Annotated in this window: 17 protein-coding genes; 6 read left to right on the top strand and 11 right to left on the bottom strand. The window is 59.9% G+C overall.

What is annotated here, in order from left to right; all coding sequences use genetic code 11:
* The 4 genes from DD235_RS04205 to mltG are packed head-to-tail and all read right to left on the bottom strand — an operon-like array spanning window position 1 to window position 3,508.
* The gene (locus DD235_RS04205) at window positions 1–777 is read right to left on the bottom strand and encodes a TatD family hydrolase (RefSeq protein ID WP_109060754.1); all 777 of its coding nucleotides are present in this window, start codon (window positions 775–777) and stop codon (window positions 1–3) included.
* Between the two features lie 3 nt (window positions 778–780).
* Complete coding sequence (gene holB / locus DD235_RS04200; protein WP_109060753.1) at window positions 781–1,845, bottom strand: DNA polymerase III subunit delta'; 1,065 nt, start codon at window positions 1,843–1,845, stop codon at window positions 781–783.
* The gene (gene tmk / locus DD235_RS04195; RefSeq protein ID WP_109060752.1) at window positions 1,842–2,501 is read right to left on the bottom strand and encodes a dTMP kinase; all 660 of its coding nucleotides are present in this window, start codon (window positions 2,499–2,501) and stop codon (window positions 1,842–1,844) included. Before tmk ends, holB begins: the two co-directional genes overlap by 4 nt.
* Window positions 2,498–3,508, bottom strand: a complete 1,011-nt coding sequence (gene mltG, locus DD235_RS04190; protein ID WP_109060751.1) for an endolytic transglycosylase MltG — start codon at window positions 3,506–3,508, stop codon at window positions 2,498–2,500. The genes tmk and mltG overlap by 4 nt, the downstream gene beginning before the upstream one ends.
* A gap of 77 nt (window positions 3,509–3,585) precedes the next feature.
* Here mltG and ygfZ point away from each other — a divergent pair, with 77 nt between their 5' ends.
* A complete protein-coding gene (ygfZ, locus tag DD235_RS04185) occupies window positions 3,586–4,653 on the top strand; it encodes a CAF17-like 4Fe-4S cluster assembly/insertion protein YgfZ (protein WP_109060750.1) in 1,068 nt (355 codons plus the stop codon).
* Window positions 4,654–4,771: 118 nt separating this feature from the next.
* On the opposite strand, the gene DD235_RS04180 is transcribed toward ygfZ, so the two are convergent.
* The 3 genes from DD235_RS04180 to DD235_RS04170 are packed head-to-tail and all read right to left on the bottom strand — an operon-like array spanning window position 4,772 to window position 6,729.
* Window positions 4,772–5,935: an enoyl-CoA hydratase/isomerase family protein gene (locus DD235_RS04180; RefSeq protein WP_239990020.1), complete on the bottom strand. Its 1,164-nt coding sequence runs from the start codon at window positions 5,933–5,935 to the stop codon at window positions 4,772–4,774.
* A gap of 37 nt (window positions 5,936–5,972) precedes the next feature.
* Complete coding sequence (locus DD235_RS04175; RefSeq protein ID WP_239990019.1) at window positions 5,973–6,305, bottom strand: RnfH family protein; 333 nt, start codon at window positions 6,303–6,305, stop codon at window positions 5,973–5,975.
* On the bottom strand, window positions 6,298–6,729 hold the full coding sequence (locus DD235_RS04170; RefSeq protein ID WP_109060747.1) for a type II toxin-antitoxin system RatA family toxin: 432 nt from the start codon (window positions 6,727–6,729) through the stop codon (window positions 6,298–6,300). Before DD235_RS04170 ends, DD235_RS04175 begins: the two co-directional genes overlap by 8 nt.
* Window positions 6,730–6,778: 49 nt before the next feature.
* Between DD235_RS04170 and smpB the strand changes: the two genes are divergently transcribed.
* Genes smpB through DD235_RS04155 form a run of 3 tightly spaced genes read left to right on the top strand, consistent with a single transcriptional unit; the run spans window position 6,779 to window position 8,443 of the window.
* Entirely contained in the window at window positions 6,779–7,237 is a 459-nt protein-coding gene (gene smpB, locus DD235_RS04165) for an SsrA-binding protein SmpB (RefSeq protein ID WP_109060746.1), read from the top strand.
* Window positions 7,238–7,240: 3 nt separating this feature from the next.
* Entirely contained in the window at window positions 7,241–8,101 is an 861-nt protein-coding gene (locus DD235_RS04160) for a 23S rRNA (adenine(2030)-N(6))-methyltransferase RlmJ (protein WP_109060745.1), read from the top strand.
* 24 nt (window positions 8,102–8,125) lie between these two features.
* Complete coding sequence (locus tag DD235_RS04155; RefSeq protein WP_109060744.1) at window positions 8,126–8,443, top strand: hypothetical protein; 318 nt, start codon at window positions 8,126–8,128, stop codon at window positions 8,441–8,443.
* Between the two features lie 96 nt (window positions 8,444–8,539).
* Here DD235_RS04155 and DD235_RS04150 read toward each other — a convergent pair whose 3' ends face one another.
* From DD235_RS04150 to ppsA, 3 genes are all read right to left on the bottom strand, one after another.
* Window positions 8,540–9,466 (bottom strand): SPFH domain-containing protein, encoded by a 927-nt coding sequence (locus tag DD235_RS04150; RefSeq protein ID WP_109061013.1) that lies wholly within the window; start codon window positions 9,464–9,466, stop codon window positions 8,540–8,542.
* A gap of 99 nt (window positions 9,467–9,565) precedes the next feature.
* Window positions 9,566–9,982, bottom strand: coding sequence for an NfeD family protein (locus DD235_RS04145; RefSeq protein ID WP_109060743.1), 417 nt, complete (start codon window positions 9,980–9,982; stop codon window positions 9,566–9,568).
* A gap of 24 nt (window positions 9,983–10,006) precedes the next feature.
* Window positions 10,007–12,370 (bottom strand): phosphoenolpyruvate synthase, encoded by a 2,364-nt coding sequence (gene ppsA / locus DD235_RS04140; RefSeq protein ID WP_109060742.1) that lies wholly within the window; start codon window positions 12,368–12,370, stop codon window positions 10,007–10,009.
* Window positions 12,371–12,537: 167 nt separating this feature from the next.
* Between ppsA and ppsR the strand changes: the two genes are divergently transcribed.
* Both ppsR and DD235_RS04130 read left to right on the top strand, forming a co-directional pair.
* Window positions 12,538–13,383 carry a posphoenolpyruvate synthetase regulatory kinase/phosphorylase PpsR gene (gene ppsR, locus DD235_RS04135; RefSeq protein WP_109060741.1) on the top strand — a complete coding sequence of 282 codons (846 nt, stop codon included), beginning with the start codon at window positions 12,538–12,540 and terminating at the stop codon, window positions 13,381–13,383.
* 68 nt (window positions 13,384–13,451) lie between these two features.
* A complete protein-coding gene (locus DD235_RS04130; protein ID WP_109060740.1) occupies window positions 13,452–14,483 on the top strand; it encodes a leucine-rich repeat domain-containing protein in 1,032 nt (343 codons plus the stop codon).
* On the opposite strand, the gene DD235_RS04125 is transcribed toward DD235_RS04130, so the two are convergent.
* Window positions 14,477–14,716, bottom strand: coding sequence for a hypothetical protein (locus tag DD235_RS04125; protein WP_109060739.1), 240 nt, complete (start codon window positions 14,714–14,716; stop codon window positions 14,477–14,479). The two genes, DD235_RS04130 and DD235_RS04125, sit on opposite strands and share 7 nt — an antisense overlap.
* Window positions 14,717–14,744: the final 28 nt, after the last annotated feature.

Here is a 14,744-nt window from a genome sequence, read left to right as displayed (position 1 = left end):
TCAGGCGGATGCAGCCGCCTTGTTGAACAGGGAAAAGAAATTGCGGGTGCTGTGCTCCGCTATTGTAGCGAGCGGCACCTGCTTGAGTTCAGACAGTTTCTCGGCCACATGGATGACCTTGGAGGGGTCGTTGAGCTTGCCTCGATACGGTACGGGTGCCAGGTACGGCGCATCGGTCTCGATCAGGATACGCTCCAGCGGCACACGACGAGCCACGTCGTGCAGCACGTGAGCATTCTTGAATGTCACGATGCCGGAAAAGGAGATCATGAATCCCAGTTCCATCGCCGCCTCGGCCACTTCCCATGATTCGCTGAAGCAGTGCATGACACCACCGACCTCCTCGGCATGTTCTTCGCGCAACAGCCGCAACGTGTCCTCGGCCGCCGCCCGAGTATGGATGATCAGGGGTAGACCCGCCTGCCGGGCCGCACGGATATGTTGTCTGAAGCGGTTCAGTTGCCACTCCGGTGCCGCTTCCTGGTGGTAATAGTCCAGGCCGGTCTCACCGATCGCGATGACGCGTGGATGGGCCGCCATGTCCAGCAACTGCGCCATTGAGGCCTCCGGCGTATCGTCGTAGGCCGGGTGCACGCCGGCTGATGCCCACAGGTTGTCATGCGGCGCGATGGTCTCCATCATGGCCGGCCAATCCGGCAGGTTGACGCTCACGCACAGCGCATGCGTGACCTGGTTGCGGGCCATATTTGCCAGAATTTCCGGCAACTGCGCACGCAGCTCCGGGAAATTGAGGTGGCAGTGTGAATCGATATACATATTTCAAGCGGAGAAAAGCAGGGTGTTCTGCAAAACGGTATGCAACCAGAGCCGGGCATTGAGGGGATGGCCTGCTACCCGGCGCTGCTGGCTGAGCCACTGCAGCGCTGCAGACAGACGTGCGGCAGGCATCCGGCCTGCAATACCCTCCAGCGCGGCTTGGTGTGACGGGTAATAGCGCGCGGATTGACCGTGTGCCGCCAGCATCAGATCAATGTAAAACCGTTGCAACGTATCCAGCCAGAGTGCCGGAGGTTGTTTGTCCAGGTCTTCGGCCAGTTGGCCGATATCGGGTTGCTGGTTGCGGGCCAGCGTCTGGATGGCCTGCTCCAGCCATGCGGGTACGGGTTGTGGCTGTTGGCGCGACAAACGCAGCGCCTGCAGCGGGGCGCCTCCGGCAGCCGCCAGCCAGGCTGGTGCATCGGCCAGCTCCTGTTGCTGCAGCCAGCCCAGTGCCGCATCCCAGCCGGGTGCGGGCAATGGCAATTTGCGACAGCGCGACACCAGGGTCGGCAGCAGCCGGTCCGGGGCATCGACCACCAGCAGGAACACGGTATGTTCCGGCGGTTCTTCCAGGATCTTGAGCAGCGCATTGGCTGCAATCATATTGAGCGCATCAGCCGGATACAGCAACACTACGCGCCAGCCCCCGCGATGCGTGGCCAGGTGAAACCAGGACTCCAGCGCACGGATCTGTTCAAGCCGGATTTCCTTGGAGGGATTTTTCTTGCGGCTGGCCGAGCTGCCTTCGGCTTCGCCTTCACCGGCCACATCGCCCTCTTCCCCTTCGTCAGTCTGCCCCTCGATCTGGGCCACGCTGTCGGGACGTATCCGCTTGAGATCCGGATGATTCCCTCCGGCCACCCATTGACAGGCCTGGCAGTGCCCACAGGCCTGACCTGCCTGCGGACTTTCGCACAGCAGGCTGGCGGCCGCAGCACGGGCAAACTCCAGCTTGCCGGTCCCTGCTACGCCATGAATCAACCAGGCATGGGCAAAACGCGATTTCTGACGTTGCCAGTCGGACAAGGCCTCCTGATGCCAGGGCAGGAAAACGGGAATGCTCATGCCGTCCGGTTCCCTGTGACTTGCGCCAGCAGTGCGGGTCTCAACTGGGCACGCACCGAATCGATATCCGGCGTACCGTCGATCAGGCAGATGCGTGCTGGTGCGGCGGCGGCACGCTCATGGTAAGCAGCACGTGTCCGTTCGAAAAAGGCAGCGCCCTCGCGTTCGAAACGGTCAGCCACTCGCGCCTGGCCGGCACGCTGACGGGCCACTTCGAGCGGCACATCGAAAAGCAGTGTCAGGTCGGGTTGCAGATCGGGGTGTACCCAAGCTTCAAGCGCTGCCACACGTTGTGTGCCCAGGCTACGTCCACCGCCCTGATAGGCAAAAGTGGCATCCGTGAACCGGTCACAGACCACCCAGTGGCCAGCGGCCAGTGCGGGCCGGATGACCTGTTCAAGGTGTTCATTGCGGGCTGCGAACATCAGCAGCGCCTCGGTGGCCAGCGTCATTTCCTCACCCAGCAGCAGTTCGCGCAACTTTTCACCCAGTGGCGTACCGCCCGGTTCGCGAGTCGAGATTACATCGAGCCCGGCATCGCGCAACTGCGCGACGATCCAGTCGACATGCGTGCTCTTGCCGGCACCATCGACGCCTTCCAGTGTGATGAAACGTCCACGCAGCGCATGCTGCGGGCCGGTGACTGTACCGCTCATGGATTTCTTCCGAGAATGAAGCGCGAAACATTGCGATTGTGCTGCTGCAGGTTCTGGGCGAACTCGCTCGTGCCATCGCCGCGCGATACGAAATACAGGTATTTGTGTGTGCCGGGTTGCGCTGCTGCCATCAGTGCCGCCCGCCCCGGGCTGGCAATCGGCGTGGGCGGCAAGCCATTGCGGGTATAGGTATTCCAGGGCGTGTCGGTCTGCAGGTCGCGCTTGCGAATACGCCCCTGGTAGCGCTCACCCATGCCGTAGATCACGGTCGGATCAGTCTGCAGTGGCATGCCGATACGCAGACGGTTGGCAAAGACGCCGCTGACCGCTGCCCGATCTTCGTGATGACCCGTTTCCTTTTCAACGATAGAGGCCAGAACAAGCAGTTCGTAGGGGGTTTTGACGGGCAGTTCCTTGTCCCGTGCCTGCCAGGCCTCATCCAGCCTGCGCAACTGGGCCTGGTAAGCCTGCTTGAGAATCTCGAAATCGGTCGTGCCAGGTGCGAACGTGTAGGTATCCGGAAAGAACAGGCCTTCTGGATGCGAAAACTCGCTGCCCAGGCGCTCCATCAACTGGGCATCGTCTACCCCTTCCAGCGTCTGCCTGATGTCGGACTGGGCCGCCAGCGCTGCCCTGATCTGGCGATAGCTCCAGCCCTCGACCAGGGTGAGGCGCCGCAGCGTGACATCGCCATCGGCGATGCGCTGGGCCAGCCTCAGCGGGGTATCCGAAGGCGAAACCTCGTAGGCACCAGCCTTGAAGCGTTTGTCCAGACCACTCAGACGGGCCAGCCAGACGAAGGCATCTTCGTTCAGGCTGACACCAGCTTCGTTAAGCTGGCGCACGACGCTGCGCGGCGTGCCACCGCTTGCAATGACGATCTCGACCTTGTTCGGTTCGACGGACAGCGGCTTGTTGGCCCAGTGCCAGGCACCGCCCGCCGCAGCGGCCAGCAGCAGGACCAGAGACAGAAGCCCGAGCAGGAAAATGAGGATGATGCGTTTCATGTGACCCGAAGTGTACCGGATGTGTTCCAGGGACTATGATATTTTGGTTTGCTATACATTGAAATCCATTTGCTGCCATGACTGCTTCCCTGCTCACCTCTCTCGCCACCCATGCACGCATTGCGCGTCTGACTGACTTCTGCGTCATTCGCGCACAGGGTGAAGATGCCTTTTCCTTCCTGCACGGCCAGATGACCCAGGATATCAGCGGGCTGACTGCTGGCCAGGCCCGTCTCGCCGGCTACTGTTCGCCCAAAGGGCGTATGCTCGCCAGCATGCTGGTCTGGCACCATGAGGGGGCCAACGGCCCGGAAGTCGTCATGCTGCTGTCGCGCAGCATCGCTGCCGCCATCCACAAGCGCCTGTCCATGTTCGTGCTGCGCGCCAAGGTTCGCCTGCTGATCGAGGACCATGCCCCGGTGCTGGGCTGCAGCCTTGCGGCTGGCGATTCTGTCGCATGGCCAGAAGGTCTGCCGAATACCTCCACCGCCCTGCCCGACCATGCCTGGGCACTGCAGCAAGTCGATGGCCTGACGCTGATCGGCATGCCGGCAGGCAGCGCCGGCGTAGGCCGCTGGCTGGTGATTGGCGCAGCAGCACAGGATGCAGAGACCTTGCCCGCAACGCTTCAATCCGCGCTGTCGGCGCAAGCCGAAGGGCCGGCGTTGGCAGCAAGACAGGATTGGCTGGCCGAGGATATCCGCGCTGGCCTGCCCTGGATCGTGGCTGCTACGCAGGATATGTTTATTCCACAAAGCCTGGATTTTGAACTGATCGGCGGTGTCAATTTCCGCAAGGGCTGCTATCCCGGTCAGGAAGTGGTGGCGCGCAGTCATTACCGCACCACGGTCAAACGCCGCATGACGGGAGGCAGTGTCGCGGTGCCGGCAGGACTGAAAACCAATACAGACGCCCTGCCCGGACTGGATATCTGCCGCCAGGACGATGCTGGAGCCTTTGTCCCGGAAGGCCGCGTTATCAATGCGGCCCGACAGGGCGATGTACTGCATCTGCTGTTCGAGGCTCCGCTGGCGCTGATGGACGGACCGCTTTATCTTCAACCCGACGCACTCGGCAGTGAAAGCGCTGCCGGCCTGATTACGCCTGTTGCGTTGCCCTACTCGCTGGAAGGTACGGCGGACTGAATACTGCCGCCATCGCACCATGCAGCGACATGGCCTAGCAGGCTCAATCCTCCAGGCCGTCCTCAAAATGCATATGCGCCATGGCGATCCAGATGCGCTTCCGCTTTCTGAGGCTCAATCAGGCAAGATCTGCCAATGGATGACCATCCGGCCAGTCCAATCGAATACGCGCCTCGCCCCAGGCCATATCGGCATCAGCCAGCGTGGCCGGCGACCAGCGTGGCATACGATCCTTATCGATCAACAGGGCGCGAATGCCTTCCTGCAGGTCACCCTCTGCGCAACAGTGCAGCGCCGCATCCAGTTCCATGCGCAATATCTCGCCCAGCGAGCGCCCGTAGCCATGCTGCATCAGCGTCCAGGCCAGCCGAGCCGAGCCAGGTGCGCCAGCCAGCATGGTCTGCGCAGCGCGTGCCAGCCATGCATCCGGATGTTCTGCAAGCCCTGCAATGGCTGCCCATGCAGCTTCAAGATCGGTATGGGCACAACATGCATGGATCAGTCTGATATGCGTCTGGAAGGGCCCCATATGCCCATGTGCCGGTTGCTGCAGCCCTGCCAGCAAGATATGCAGGCATTCATGCCGGGCAACTGCGTCCTGTGGCCAGTCCGTCGTTTCCAGGGCGCTCATCAAGGCAGTCCAGCCATCCTCGGGCAACAGATAATCGGCCAGCCCGGCGAAAATGGCATCCTCGGCCTGCAACTGAGCACCTGTCAGCGCCAGAAAACGACCGCCGCGCAGTGGCACGCGCTCCAGCAACCAGGTTCCGCCCACATCAGGAAACAGCCCGATGCTGATTTCCGGCATGGCCAGTCGGGAGTCAGGCAGTACGACTCGGTGGCTGGCTCCGGCCATCAGCCCGATGCCGCCACCCATGACGAACCCCTGCCCCCAGACCAGCACCGGCGTACGCAGATGATGAATGGCGTGATCCAGCCGGTATTCGCGCTCGAAAAATGTACGCGCATAGGTCAGCCTCTGTGGTTCGGTGCCGGTGCCCTCCAGCATGCTGCGATACAGCCCATGCAGGTCGCCACCCGCACAGAATGCCCTATCCCCTGCGCCGGCCAGCACGATGGCGACGATGTCCGTATCTCGTTCCCATTGCAACAGGCGTGGATACAGCAGATCGACCATATCCAGCGTCAGGCCGTTGAGCGTGCGTGGTGCATTGAGGACGGCGATGCCGATGCGTCCGTTGCCAGACTGCCGTTCCTCGAAAAAAACGGCAGGAGATGCGGCATTCTGCGATGTATGGGAATTGCTGCTGGCCTTTTTCACGTCGTCTCCTCTGCGCAGCGACCGGAATCGCCTGCAATCAGGGTTTCCGGTCCGAATTTTTGCGCTGTCTGTGCGCTGCACGCCGGCGGCGCGATTCCATGGGGTCGAATACCAACGATCGATAGATCTCGATGCGGTCATCCGCTTTCAGTAATTGTGCCGGACCGACCATGTTGCCATGTATGCCTACACCGTCCTGCCAGGGATCCCGGCCAGGAAAGCGTACGGCAAAGTTGCTGGCGGCCAATGCCTGCCCTGCCGTCGTGCCAGCGGCCACTTTCAGATGCTGCTGCCACGGTGGCGCATCCGCGGGCGCATGGCAGACCAGCACGGCAATCAAGCCCTGGCTTGGCCGCATCGCGTCATTCATAACAGGACTCGGCACGCTTGGTGAAAGAGTCGATGAAGCTCGTCGCGATCCGGTTGAATACCGGTCCGACCAGGGTCGCCAGCGCCCGGCTGGAGAAATCATATTCGAGGGTAAACAACACTTTGCAGGCATCCTCGGCCAGCGGCTGAAACTGCCAGTGCCCCTCCAGGCTGGAGAACGGTCCATCGACCAGTTTCAGGTCGATGCGATGCGGGTAATCGTGTGTATTGCGCGTGGTGAATCGCTGCTTGAGCCCCGCAAAGCTGATCGTGACCGTGGCCACCATGCCTTGCGCGTCCTGAGACAGGATCGCTGCACCGCCGCACCAGGGCATGAATTCAGGGTATTTATCGACCGCAGCCACCAGATCGAACATCTGGGCCGCGCTGTAGGGGACGAGGACAGATCGCTGTACAGTATGCATGGAACGCGGTAAATGGATAGAATGACAGGATTTTACCGGTATAACATGCATGAGCATCATCGATAACCGCAAGGCTTTCCACGATTACTTCATCGACGAGCGCTTCGAGGCCGGTCTGGTCCTGCAGGGCTGGGAGGTCAAGGCGATCAGGGCGGGTCGCGTCCAGCTCAAGGAAGCCTATGTCATCGTACGCGACGAAGAGATCTGGATCCTGGGCATGCACGTCAGCCCGCTGGCCACGGCATCGACGCATATTCATCCCGATGCCATGCGCACCCGCAAGCTGCTGCTCAAGGCCGAAGAGATCAGCAAGCTGATCGGCAAGGTCGAGCAACGCGGCTTTACGCTGGTGCCGCTCAACCTGCATTACAAGGGTGGGCGCATCAAGCTCGACATCGCCCTGGCTCGCGGCAAGAAACTGCACGACAAGCGCGATACCGAGCGCGACCGTGACTGGGCCCGCGAAAAAGAGCGCCTGATGAAGCACGACACCAGCAGCAGGGATTGAGCCGTGTTCAGCTACCGCCACGCCTTTCATGCCGGCAACCATGCCGATGTTCTCAAGCACGCCATCCTGGTTCAGGTGCTGGACTACCTTAACCGCAAGGATGCCGCCTACTGGGTGATCGACACACATGCCGGTGCCGGTATGTATGCACTCGATGGCGACTGGGCCGGCCAGACGGCAGAATACGAAGGCGGAGTCGGACGCCTGTGGTCGCTGTCGACCGACGCTCAGCAGCCTCAACTGATCAGTCGCTACCTTGATGCCATTCGTCTGTACAACCAGGATGGCCAGTTGCGCTATTACCCCGGCTCCCCCTGGCTGACGCTGGATGCCCTGCGTCCGCACGACCGCCTGCGATTGTTTGAACTGCACCCTACCGAACAGCAGGTGCTGTCAGCCAACCTGCGCGAAGCAGGACGGGCTGCGCAACGTCAGGTCTCGCTGCAGGTAGCCAACGGTTTCGATGGATTGAAAGCCCTGTTACCGGTTCCGACCCGCCGCAGTCTCGTGCTGATCGATCCCTCCTACGAAAACAAGCAGGATTACGCCTCAACCCTGCATGCTGTTCAGGAGGGGCTTCAACGCGCTGCCAATGGGGTATTCGCGGTCTGGTATCCACTGGTATCGAGACGCGAAGCACATGATTTGCCTCGCAAGCTGATGCGCCTGCCGGTCAAGAGCTGGCTCAATGCCACGCTCAGCGTACAGGCGCCCTCACCAGATGGTCGCGGCCTCTATGGCAGTGGCATGTTCCTCATCAATCCGCCCTGGACCCTTGCCGAAGAATTGAAAACTGCCCTGCCCTGGCTGGCACGAACACTGGCGCAGGATGGTCGTGCAGGCTGGACACTGGAAAGCGCTTAGTACACATCTCACGGCAAGATCCTGATGAATCCTTACGAAGATGAATCCCGCCATGCAGATATCAGGAGATGGGCCCGCCGGATTTCCATTTTCATCTTATGGACAACCCTGATCCTGGCCACAGTGATCTGGGTCAGCCCCGATCCTGGGGGGTTTATTTCTGGTCTTGGTGGATTCATTGCGTTCAGTGTCTTCGTGCTTGGCAACATGCTTAGTTTGTTGCTCAACATCCTGAATATCGGCCTGAGCGAGACGCCATCCCGAAGGTTGCGATACCTGACCCTGGCACAGATATTTCTGCTGCTCGTTGCTGGCGCTGGTATCGCATGGATGTTGTTGTAGGTATTCGATCACACTGCATCAACAAAGTACCCATATGAAAAAAAAGCCGCGTCCGGGATTTCCCGGCGCGGCTTTTTTGCCTTGGCAAACAACAGATTATTTGCCGGCCTGCTTCACCACAGTCATGGCCGAGGCAATCAGCCCACCCACATCGGCCAGGTTGGCCGGCAGGATCAGCGTATTGCCTTCCTTGGCGACATTGCCGAAGGCATCCACGTAGCGTTCTGCCACCTTCAGATTGACCGCCTCCATGCCACCCGGATTCTGGATCGAAGCGGCGACCTGAGTGATGGCCTGTGCCGTGGCTTCGGCAATCGCCAGCACGGCAGCCGCTTCACCCTGGGCCTGGTTGATCTGGGCCTGTTTTTCACCTTCGGAACGGGCAATGGCAGCTTCGCGTTCACCAGTGGCGATATTGATCTGCTCCTGGCGGCGGCCTTCGGAGGCAGCAATCAACGCACGCTTTTCACGCTCGGCGGTGATCTGTGCCTGCATGGCACGCAGGATTTCGTTGGGCGGCGTCAGATCCTTGATCTCGTAGCGCAGCACCTTGACGCCCCAGTTAAGCGCAGCATCATCCAGCGCCGATACGACCGTGCTGTTGATCAGGTCACGTTCCTCGAAGGTACGATCCAGTTCCATCTTGCCGATGACCGAACGCAACGTGGTCTGAGCCAGCTGGGTGATGGCGATCACATAGTTGGACGAACCATAAGAGGCCCGCATCGGGTCAGTCACCTGGAAGTACAGGATACCGTCGACCTGCAGTTGCGTGTTATCGCGCGTGATGCAGACCTGGCTGGGCACATCCAGCGGAATTTCCTTGAGCGAATGCTTGTACGACACGCGCTCGATGAACGGAATCACGAAGCCGGCACCAGGGGACAGCGTACGATCGTATTTGCCCAGTCGTTCGACAATCCAGGCGTTTTGCTGCGGCACGATGGCGATGGCCTTGATGATGAACAGCAGCGCCAGCGCGACCAGGATCAGCAAGACAATGGTAGAGTCGGACAGAAACATGGTCATATCCCCATAAACAGTGAATGAGCGGCTCGGCACACTGACCGTAGCCGCCAGGAAAACAGCACACGGAAATCATCCGTGTGCCGAAGCGAAGGGCTAGCGTGGCCGCACAACCAGCCGCGAGCCACGCAGGGCGACGATCTCATGCGCCCCGGTGGTTCGGGCTGCGCCCGGCTCCAGCTCGGCCTGCCAGGTAGCACCACGATACTGGACAGCCGCCAGTCCGTTGTCGTCCCACTGGCTGACCTGCACGCTGCGGCCGATATCAAGATTGACATCGGCATTACGAGCCGAATTGACTTCCCGCTTTTTGAGGAAGCCCGACTTGCGCAATGTCAGCAGCCCAAGCAGGGAAATCAGCGCACATGCGACCAGTTGCCATGGCAAGGCCAGGCCGGCCAGCGCGGCCAGCCCGCCACCGGCGAAGCCGAGGGCAATCAGCAGCAGGTAAAAAGTACCGCTGCTCAGTTCGCCGATCAGGGCCAGTGCAGCAAGGCCAAACCATATCCACATCGCAGTGCGCTCCCTCTGTCAGTGTCAGTCGACCAGCTTTTGCCAGGTATCGACCACCGTGTCCGGATTCAGCGACATGGACAGGATGCCTTCCTGCTTAAGCCACTGGGCGAAATCGGGATGGTCGCTGGGGCCCTGACCGCAGATGCCGACGTACTTGTTGGCCTTCAGGCAAGCCTGGATCGCACGACGCAGCATGAACTGCAGCGCTGGATCACGCTCGTCGAAGTCCGCAGCCAGCAGCTCCATGCCAGAGTCACGATCCAGACCCAGGGTGAGCTGGGTCATGTCATTGGAACCGATGGAGAAACCATCGAAGTGCTCCAGGAACTCGTCGGCCAGGATGGCATTGGACGGCACTTCGCACATCATGATCAGGCGCAGGCCGTTCTGGCCACGCTTGAGGCCATGCTGCGCCAGCAGGTTCACGACCTTTTCGGCCTGGCCCAGCGTACGCACGAACGGCACCATGATTTCGACGTTGGTCAGACCCATTTCGTCGCGCACCTTCTTGAGCGCCTCGCATTCCATGCGGAAGCACTCTTCGAATTCGCCGGCGATATAGCGCGAAGCACCGCGGAAGCCCAGCATGGGGTTTTCTTCCTCGGGCTCGTAGCGCGAGCCGCCGATCAGCTTGCGATACTCGTTCGACTTGAAATCGGACAGGCGCACGATGACGGGCTTGGGATAGAACGCGGCGGCGATGGTGGCAACCCCTTCGGCGACCTTGTCGACGAAGAAGGCACGCGGGCTGGCGTGACCGCGGGCAGCCGATTCGACAGCCTTCTTGAGCTCCCCATCGACATTGGGATAATCCAGAATCGCCTTGGGGTGGACGCCGATGTTGTTGTTGATGATGAACTCGAGACGGGCCAGGCCGACACCGGCGTTGGGCAGTTGCGAGAAATCGAAGGCCAGTTGCGGGTTACCGACGTTCATCATGATCTTGACGCCGATTTCGGGCATCTCGCCACGGCGCACTTCCTCGACCTCGGTTTCGATCAGGCCGTCGTAGATTCGGCCTTCGTCGCCTTCGGCGCACGATACGGTCACGTTGGCACCACCGACCAGGATATCGGTCGCGTCACCGCAGCCCACCACGGCCGGAATGCCCAGTTCACGCGCGATGATCGCCGCGTGGCAGGTACGGCCGCCGCGGTTGGTGACGATGGCGGCAGCGCGCTTCATCACGGGTTCCCAATTGGGATCGGTCATGTCGGTGACCAGCACGTCGCCCGGCTCGACCTTGTCCATTTCGGAGATATCGCCCACCACGCGCACCTTGCCGGCACCGATCTTCTGACCAATGGCACGGCCCGTGGCCAGTACGCTGCCGGTTGCCTTGAGGCGATAGCGCTGCTGCACGTCATGCTTGTCCTGCTGCGACTTGACCGTCTCGGGACGCGCCTGCAGGATATAGATCTTGCCATCGATGCCGTCGCGGCCCCATTCGATATCCATCGGACGCTGATAGTGCTTTTCGATGATGACGGCGTAGCGAGCCAGTTCGATGACCTCGTCATCGGTCAGCGAATAGCGGTTGCGCTCGGTCACCGGGATATCGACCGTACGCACGGCGATGCCTTCGGTACGGGCCGGATCGAATTCCATCTTGAGCAGCTTGGAACCGATGCGGCGCCCCACGATGGGATAGTGGCCCGATGCCAGGGTCGGCTTGAAGACATAGAACTCGTCGGGGTTGACGGCCCCCTGCACGACCATTTCACCCAGGCCGTAGGACGAAGTGATGAACACCACGTCGTCGAATCCGGACTCGGTGTCGAGCGTGAACATCACACCCGAGCTGCCACAGTCGGAACGCACCATGCGCTGGATGCCGGCCGACAGGGCGACCTCGGCATGGGCATAGCCCTTGTGCACGCGGTACGAGATGGCGCGGTCGTTGTAGAGCGAAGCGAACACGTGACGGATCTTGTCCAGCACGTCATCGATACCGACGACGTTCAGGAAGGTTTCCTGTTGGCCGGCGAACGAGGCGTCGGGCAGATCCTCGGCCGTGGCCGAGGAACGCACGGCGAACGAACCCTTGCCGTCTGCATCGAGCTTGGCAAAGGCTGCGCGTACATCACGATCAAGCTGTTCGGGGAAAGGGGTGTCGATGATCCATTGACGAATCTCGCCACCGGCCTGGGCCAGTTCGCGTACATCATCAGGATTGAGCGTGGTCAGGCGATCAGCGATTTTCTTGTCCAGGCCGGTCGCGGCCAGGAAATCACGGAACGCTTCTGCTGTGGTGGCAAAGCCGCCGGGTACGCGTACGCCGGCATCGGACAACTGGCTGATCATCTCACCCAGCGAGGCGTTCTTGCCGCCTACCGAGTCAACATCCGTCATGCGGAGTTGCTCGAATGGAACAACATAAGACATTGAAGTCACCTTTAATACAATGGAAGAAAGCGGATTTGGTCAGTACGTGCCCCGCGCTGCGGCTTCGCCTCATATACTGGCCAAATCGGCCTTGGAATCACCAAGGTTGACTCGCAGTCGGATTGTACGCCTTTGCGCACTTTTTTTTCAGTGAAATACCCTTACATATGCAAAATCAAGCACCTGAATCGCCCATCCAGCGCATCGTACTGATCGTCTCCGACGGCACCGGCATCACGGCGGAAACCTTCAGCCACGCCGTCCTCTCGCAATTCCAGTCGGTCAGCTTCCAGCAGATGCGCATCCCCTTCATCGATACGCTCGAAAAAGCCGCCGAAGTGGCCGAGCGCATCGACCGCTACACGCAGGAACGCGGCCAGCCTCCCATCGTTTTCAGCACCCTGGTCGACCAGCAGATCCTGGCACGGGTTCGCCAGTCGAGCGGCATTTTCCTGGATCTGTTCGGTACCTTCGTGGCCCCCATCGAGGAAGCCCTGGGCGTGAAATCCAGCCACTCCGTGGGCCGTACCCACATGGGCGTGACGTCCGAGCAGTACCGCAACCGGATCGAGGCCATCAACTTTACCCTGGGTCATGACGACGGGCAGTTCGTGCGTGAACTGAGCCAGGCCGACGTGATCCTGGTCGGCGTATCGCGTTGCGGCAAGACCCCCACCAGCCTCTACCTGGCCATGCAGTACGCCATCAAGGCTGCCAACTATCCGCTGATCCCCGAGGATTTCGAACGCAACACCCTGCCCGCCACCCTGCTGCCCTGGCGTCACAAGCTGTTCGGTCTGTCGATCAATCCGGAACGCCTGTCCGAAGTGCGCAACGAGCGTCGTCCCAACAGCGTATATGCCTCGCTCGAGCAATGCCGCCACGAAGTGGCAGAGGCCGAGCGCATGATGCGCCGCGAGGGCATTTCCTGGCACTCCACCACGACCAAGTCCATAGAGGAAATCTCGACGACCGTGATGCAGGCGATGAAGCTGGGCAGCACGACGTATTGAGCTGCTTTGTAGCCATGATGACACGTTGACGTGGCAATGGCTCCACTGGCACCTGCTTTGACATTCTCATGAAGAAACGCATCAACATCAGCTCCGACTGGACTGCCGATGACGTCCGGCAGCTGGCCACTGATCCTGAACTCGGCATTCTGCAATACGGTGAATATCAAACTCCGCCCAAAGAACTGCTGCAATTATTGAACCAGCTGCTGTTCATGACGCGTGGTGATGTGTTGTTCCGAATTTATGGGTTCCACACTACGGCAGCCGATTTGTCTGTACTGCACTTGTTGAAAAATGTCAGAAGATTATCGGTGGATTGCTGCACCAAGGCAGAGCATTTTGACGCTATTGCAGCACTCCCTGCGCTGGTTGAGTTGGCGCTTGATGTTCATGAAGCAGAGGATCTCGCGATATTGCAGCAGGTGCCGGCCACATTGCAATCGCTGCGGCTTGGCAAGACCAAGACCCGTAAGCTCAGCCTGGATATCCTGACACGCTTTGATAAGCTTGAAACGCTGAGCATCAACGGGCAGTCCAGGCAACTGGCCGCCATTGCCGAGCTGGACTCGCTCCGTTCTCTTGCAATCTCCGGCATTCCATTGCAAGCATTGGACTGGATACCCCGGCTCCCTGCCTTGCAATCCCTGTCGCTCGGCTTTGGCGGTGCAGAGCGGCTCGATTGCCTGGCTGGCATGGCATCCCTGCAGCAGCTTGACCTGCTTCGGGTCAAAGGCCTGGCTGACCTGTCCGTGCTGGTCAATCTGCCTGCGCTACGAATGTTGAAGGTATCCGATCAGCCTCATCTGTCCACATTGCCTGACTTGGGCACAGCCACAGCATTGCAGCGTATTGTCATGGAAAATGTCGGCCTGCACAGCATCCGTTCTTTATGCCAGGCACCAGCATTGCAGGAGCTGGCCTTGTTTCAGATGAAACACCTGACGGCAGATGACATCATGGTGCTGATTCAGCAGGCCAGGCAACTGCAAAAGGTCTGCATCGGCCTGCAAAGCAAAGCGCAGCAAAAACAACTGCAGCCTTGTCTTGAAAAAACCGGATTATGGCAAAACGATGGCTGGTGGCATCAGCCTTATTGAGTCGACACCAGCGCTACCAGCGCTTCAAAGTTCAATTCGACTGCCGGGTATTCTTCATCTTCTGCATAATATTCCAGCACTACCCGCTTGGCGGCAAAAAGATAGGTCAGGTAGACAAGATTCAGCTTGATGCACGCTTTTTCTTGGCTCTGAATATTGTCGAGAATGAGTGCCTTGATTCTGGCGCTACCGGCGATCGACTCTTTCAGGGCGCTCAATGTGTTATCAAGCATTTTTGATTTTCCTGCGTGAGAAGAAACT

Source organism: Corticimicrobacter populi (assembly GCF_003123725.1).
In the GTDB taxonomy this organism is placed as follows: Bacteria; Pseudomonadota; Gammaproteobacteria; order Burkholderiales; family Burkholderiaceae_B; genus Corticimicrobacter; species Corticimicrobacter populi.
This window is presented reverse-complemented; position numbering and strand designations above follow the sequence as displayed.

What these genes read in the sequence shown, in the direction of transcription:
- DD235_RS04205 (WP_109060754.1), bottom strand. Translation starts at nt 777, where the DNA reads ATGTATATCGATTCACACTGCCACCTCAATTTCCCGGAGCTGCGTGCG.
- holB (WP_109060753.1), bottom strand. Translation starts at nt 1,845, where the DNA reads ATGAGCATTCCCGTTTTCCTGCCCTGGCATCAGGAGGCCTTGTCCGAC.
- tmk (WP_109060752.1), bottom strand. Translation starts at nt 2,501, where the DNA reads ATGAGCGGTACAGTCACCGGCCCGCAGCATGCGCTGCGTGGACGTTTC.
- mltG (WP_109060751.1), bottom strand. Translation starts at nt 3,508, where the DNA reads ATGAAACGCATCATCCTCATTTTCCTGCTCGGGCTTCTGTCTCTGGTC.
- ygfZ (WP_109060750.1), top strand. Translation starts at nt 3,586, where the DNA reads ATGACTGCTTCCCTGCTCACCTCTCTCGCCACCCATGCACGCATTGCG.
- DD235_RS04175 (WP_239990019.1), bottom strand. Translation starts at nt 6,305, where the DNA reads ATGAATGACGCGATGCGGCCAAGCCAGGGCTTGATTGCCGTGCTGGTC.
- DD235_RS04170 (WP_109060747.1), bottom strand. Translation starts at nt 6,729, where the DNA reads ATGCATACTGTACAGCGATCTGTCCTCGTCCCCTACAGCGCGGCCCAG.
- smpB (WP_109060746.1), top strand. Translation starts at nt 6,779, where the DNA reads ATGAGCATCATCGATAACCGCAAGGCTTTCCACGATTACTTCATCGAC.
- DD235_RS04155 (WP_109060744.1), top strand. Translation starts at nt 8,126, where the DNA reads ATGAATCCTTACGAAGATGAATCCCGCCATGCAGATATCAGGAGATGG.
- DD235_RS04150 (WP_109061013.1), bottom strand. Translation starts at nt 9,466, where the DNA reads ATGTTTCTGTCCGACTCTACCATTGTCTTGCTGATCCTGGTCGCGCTG.
- DD235_RS04145 (WP_109060743.1), bottom strand. Translation starts at nt 9,982, where the DNA reads ATGTGGATATGGTTTGGCCTTGCTGCACTGGCCCTGATCGGCGAACTG.
- ppsA (WP_109060742.1), bottom strand. Translation starts at nt 12,370, where the DNA reads ATGTCTTATGTTGTTCCATTCGAGCAACTCCGCATGACGGATGTTGAC.
- ppsR (WP_109060741.1), top strand. Translation starts at nt 12,538, where the DNA reads ATGCAAAATCAAGCACCTGAATCGCCCATCCAGCGCATCGTACTGATC.
- DD235_RS04130 (WP_109060740.1), top strand. Translation starts at nt 13,452, where the DNA reads ATGAAGAAACGCATCAACATCAGCTCCGACTGGACTGCCGATGACGTC.
- DD235_RS04125 (WP_109060739.1), bottom strand. Translation starts at nt 14,716, where the DNA reads ATGCTTGATAACACATTGAGCGCCCTGAAAGAGTCGATCGCCGGTAGC.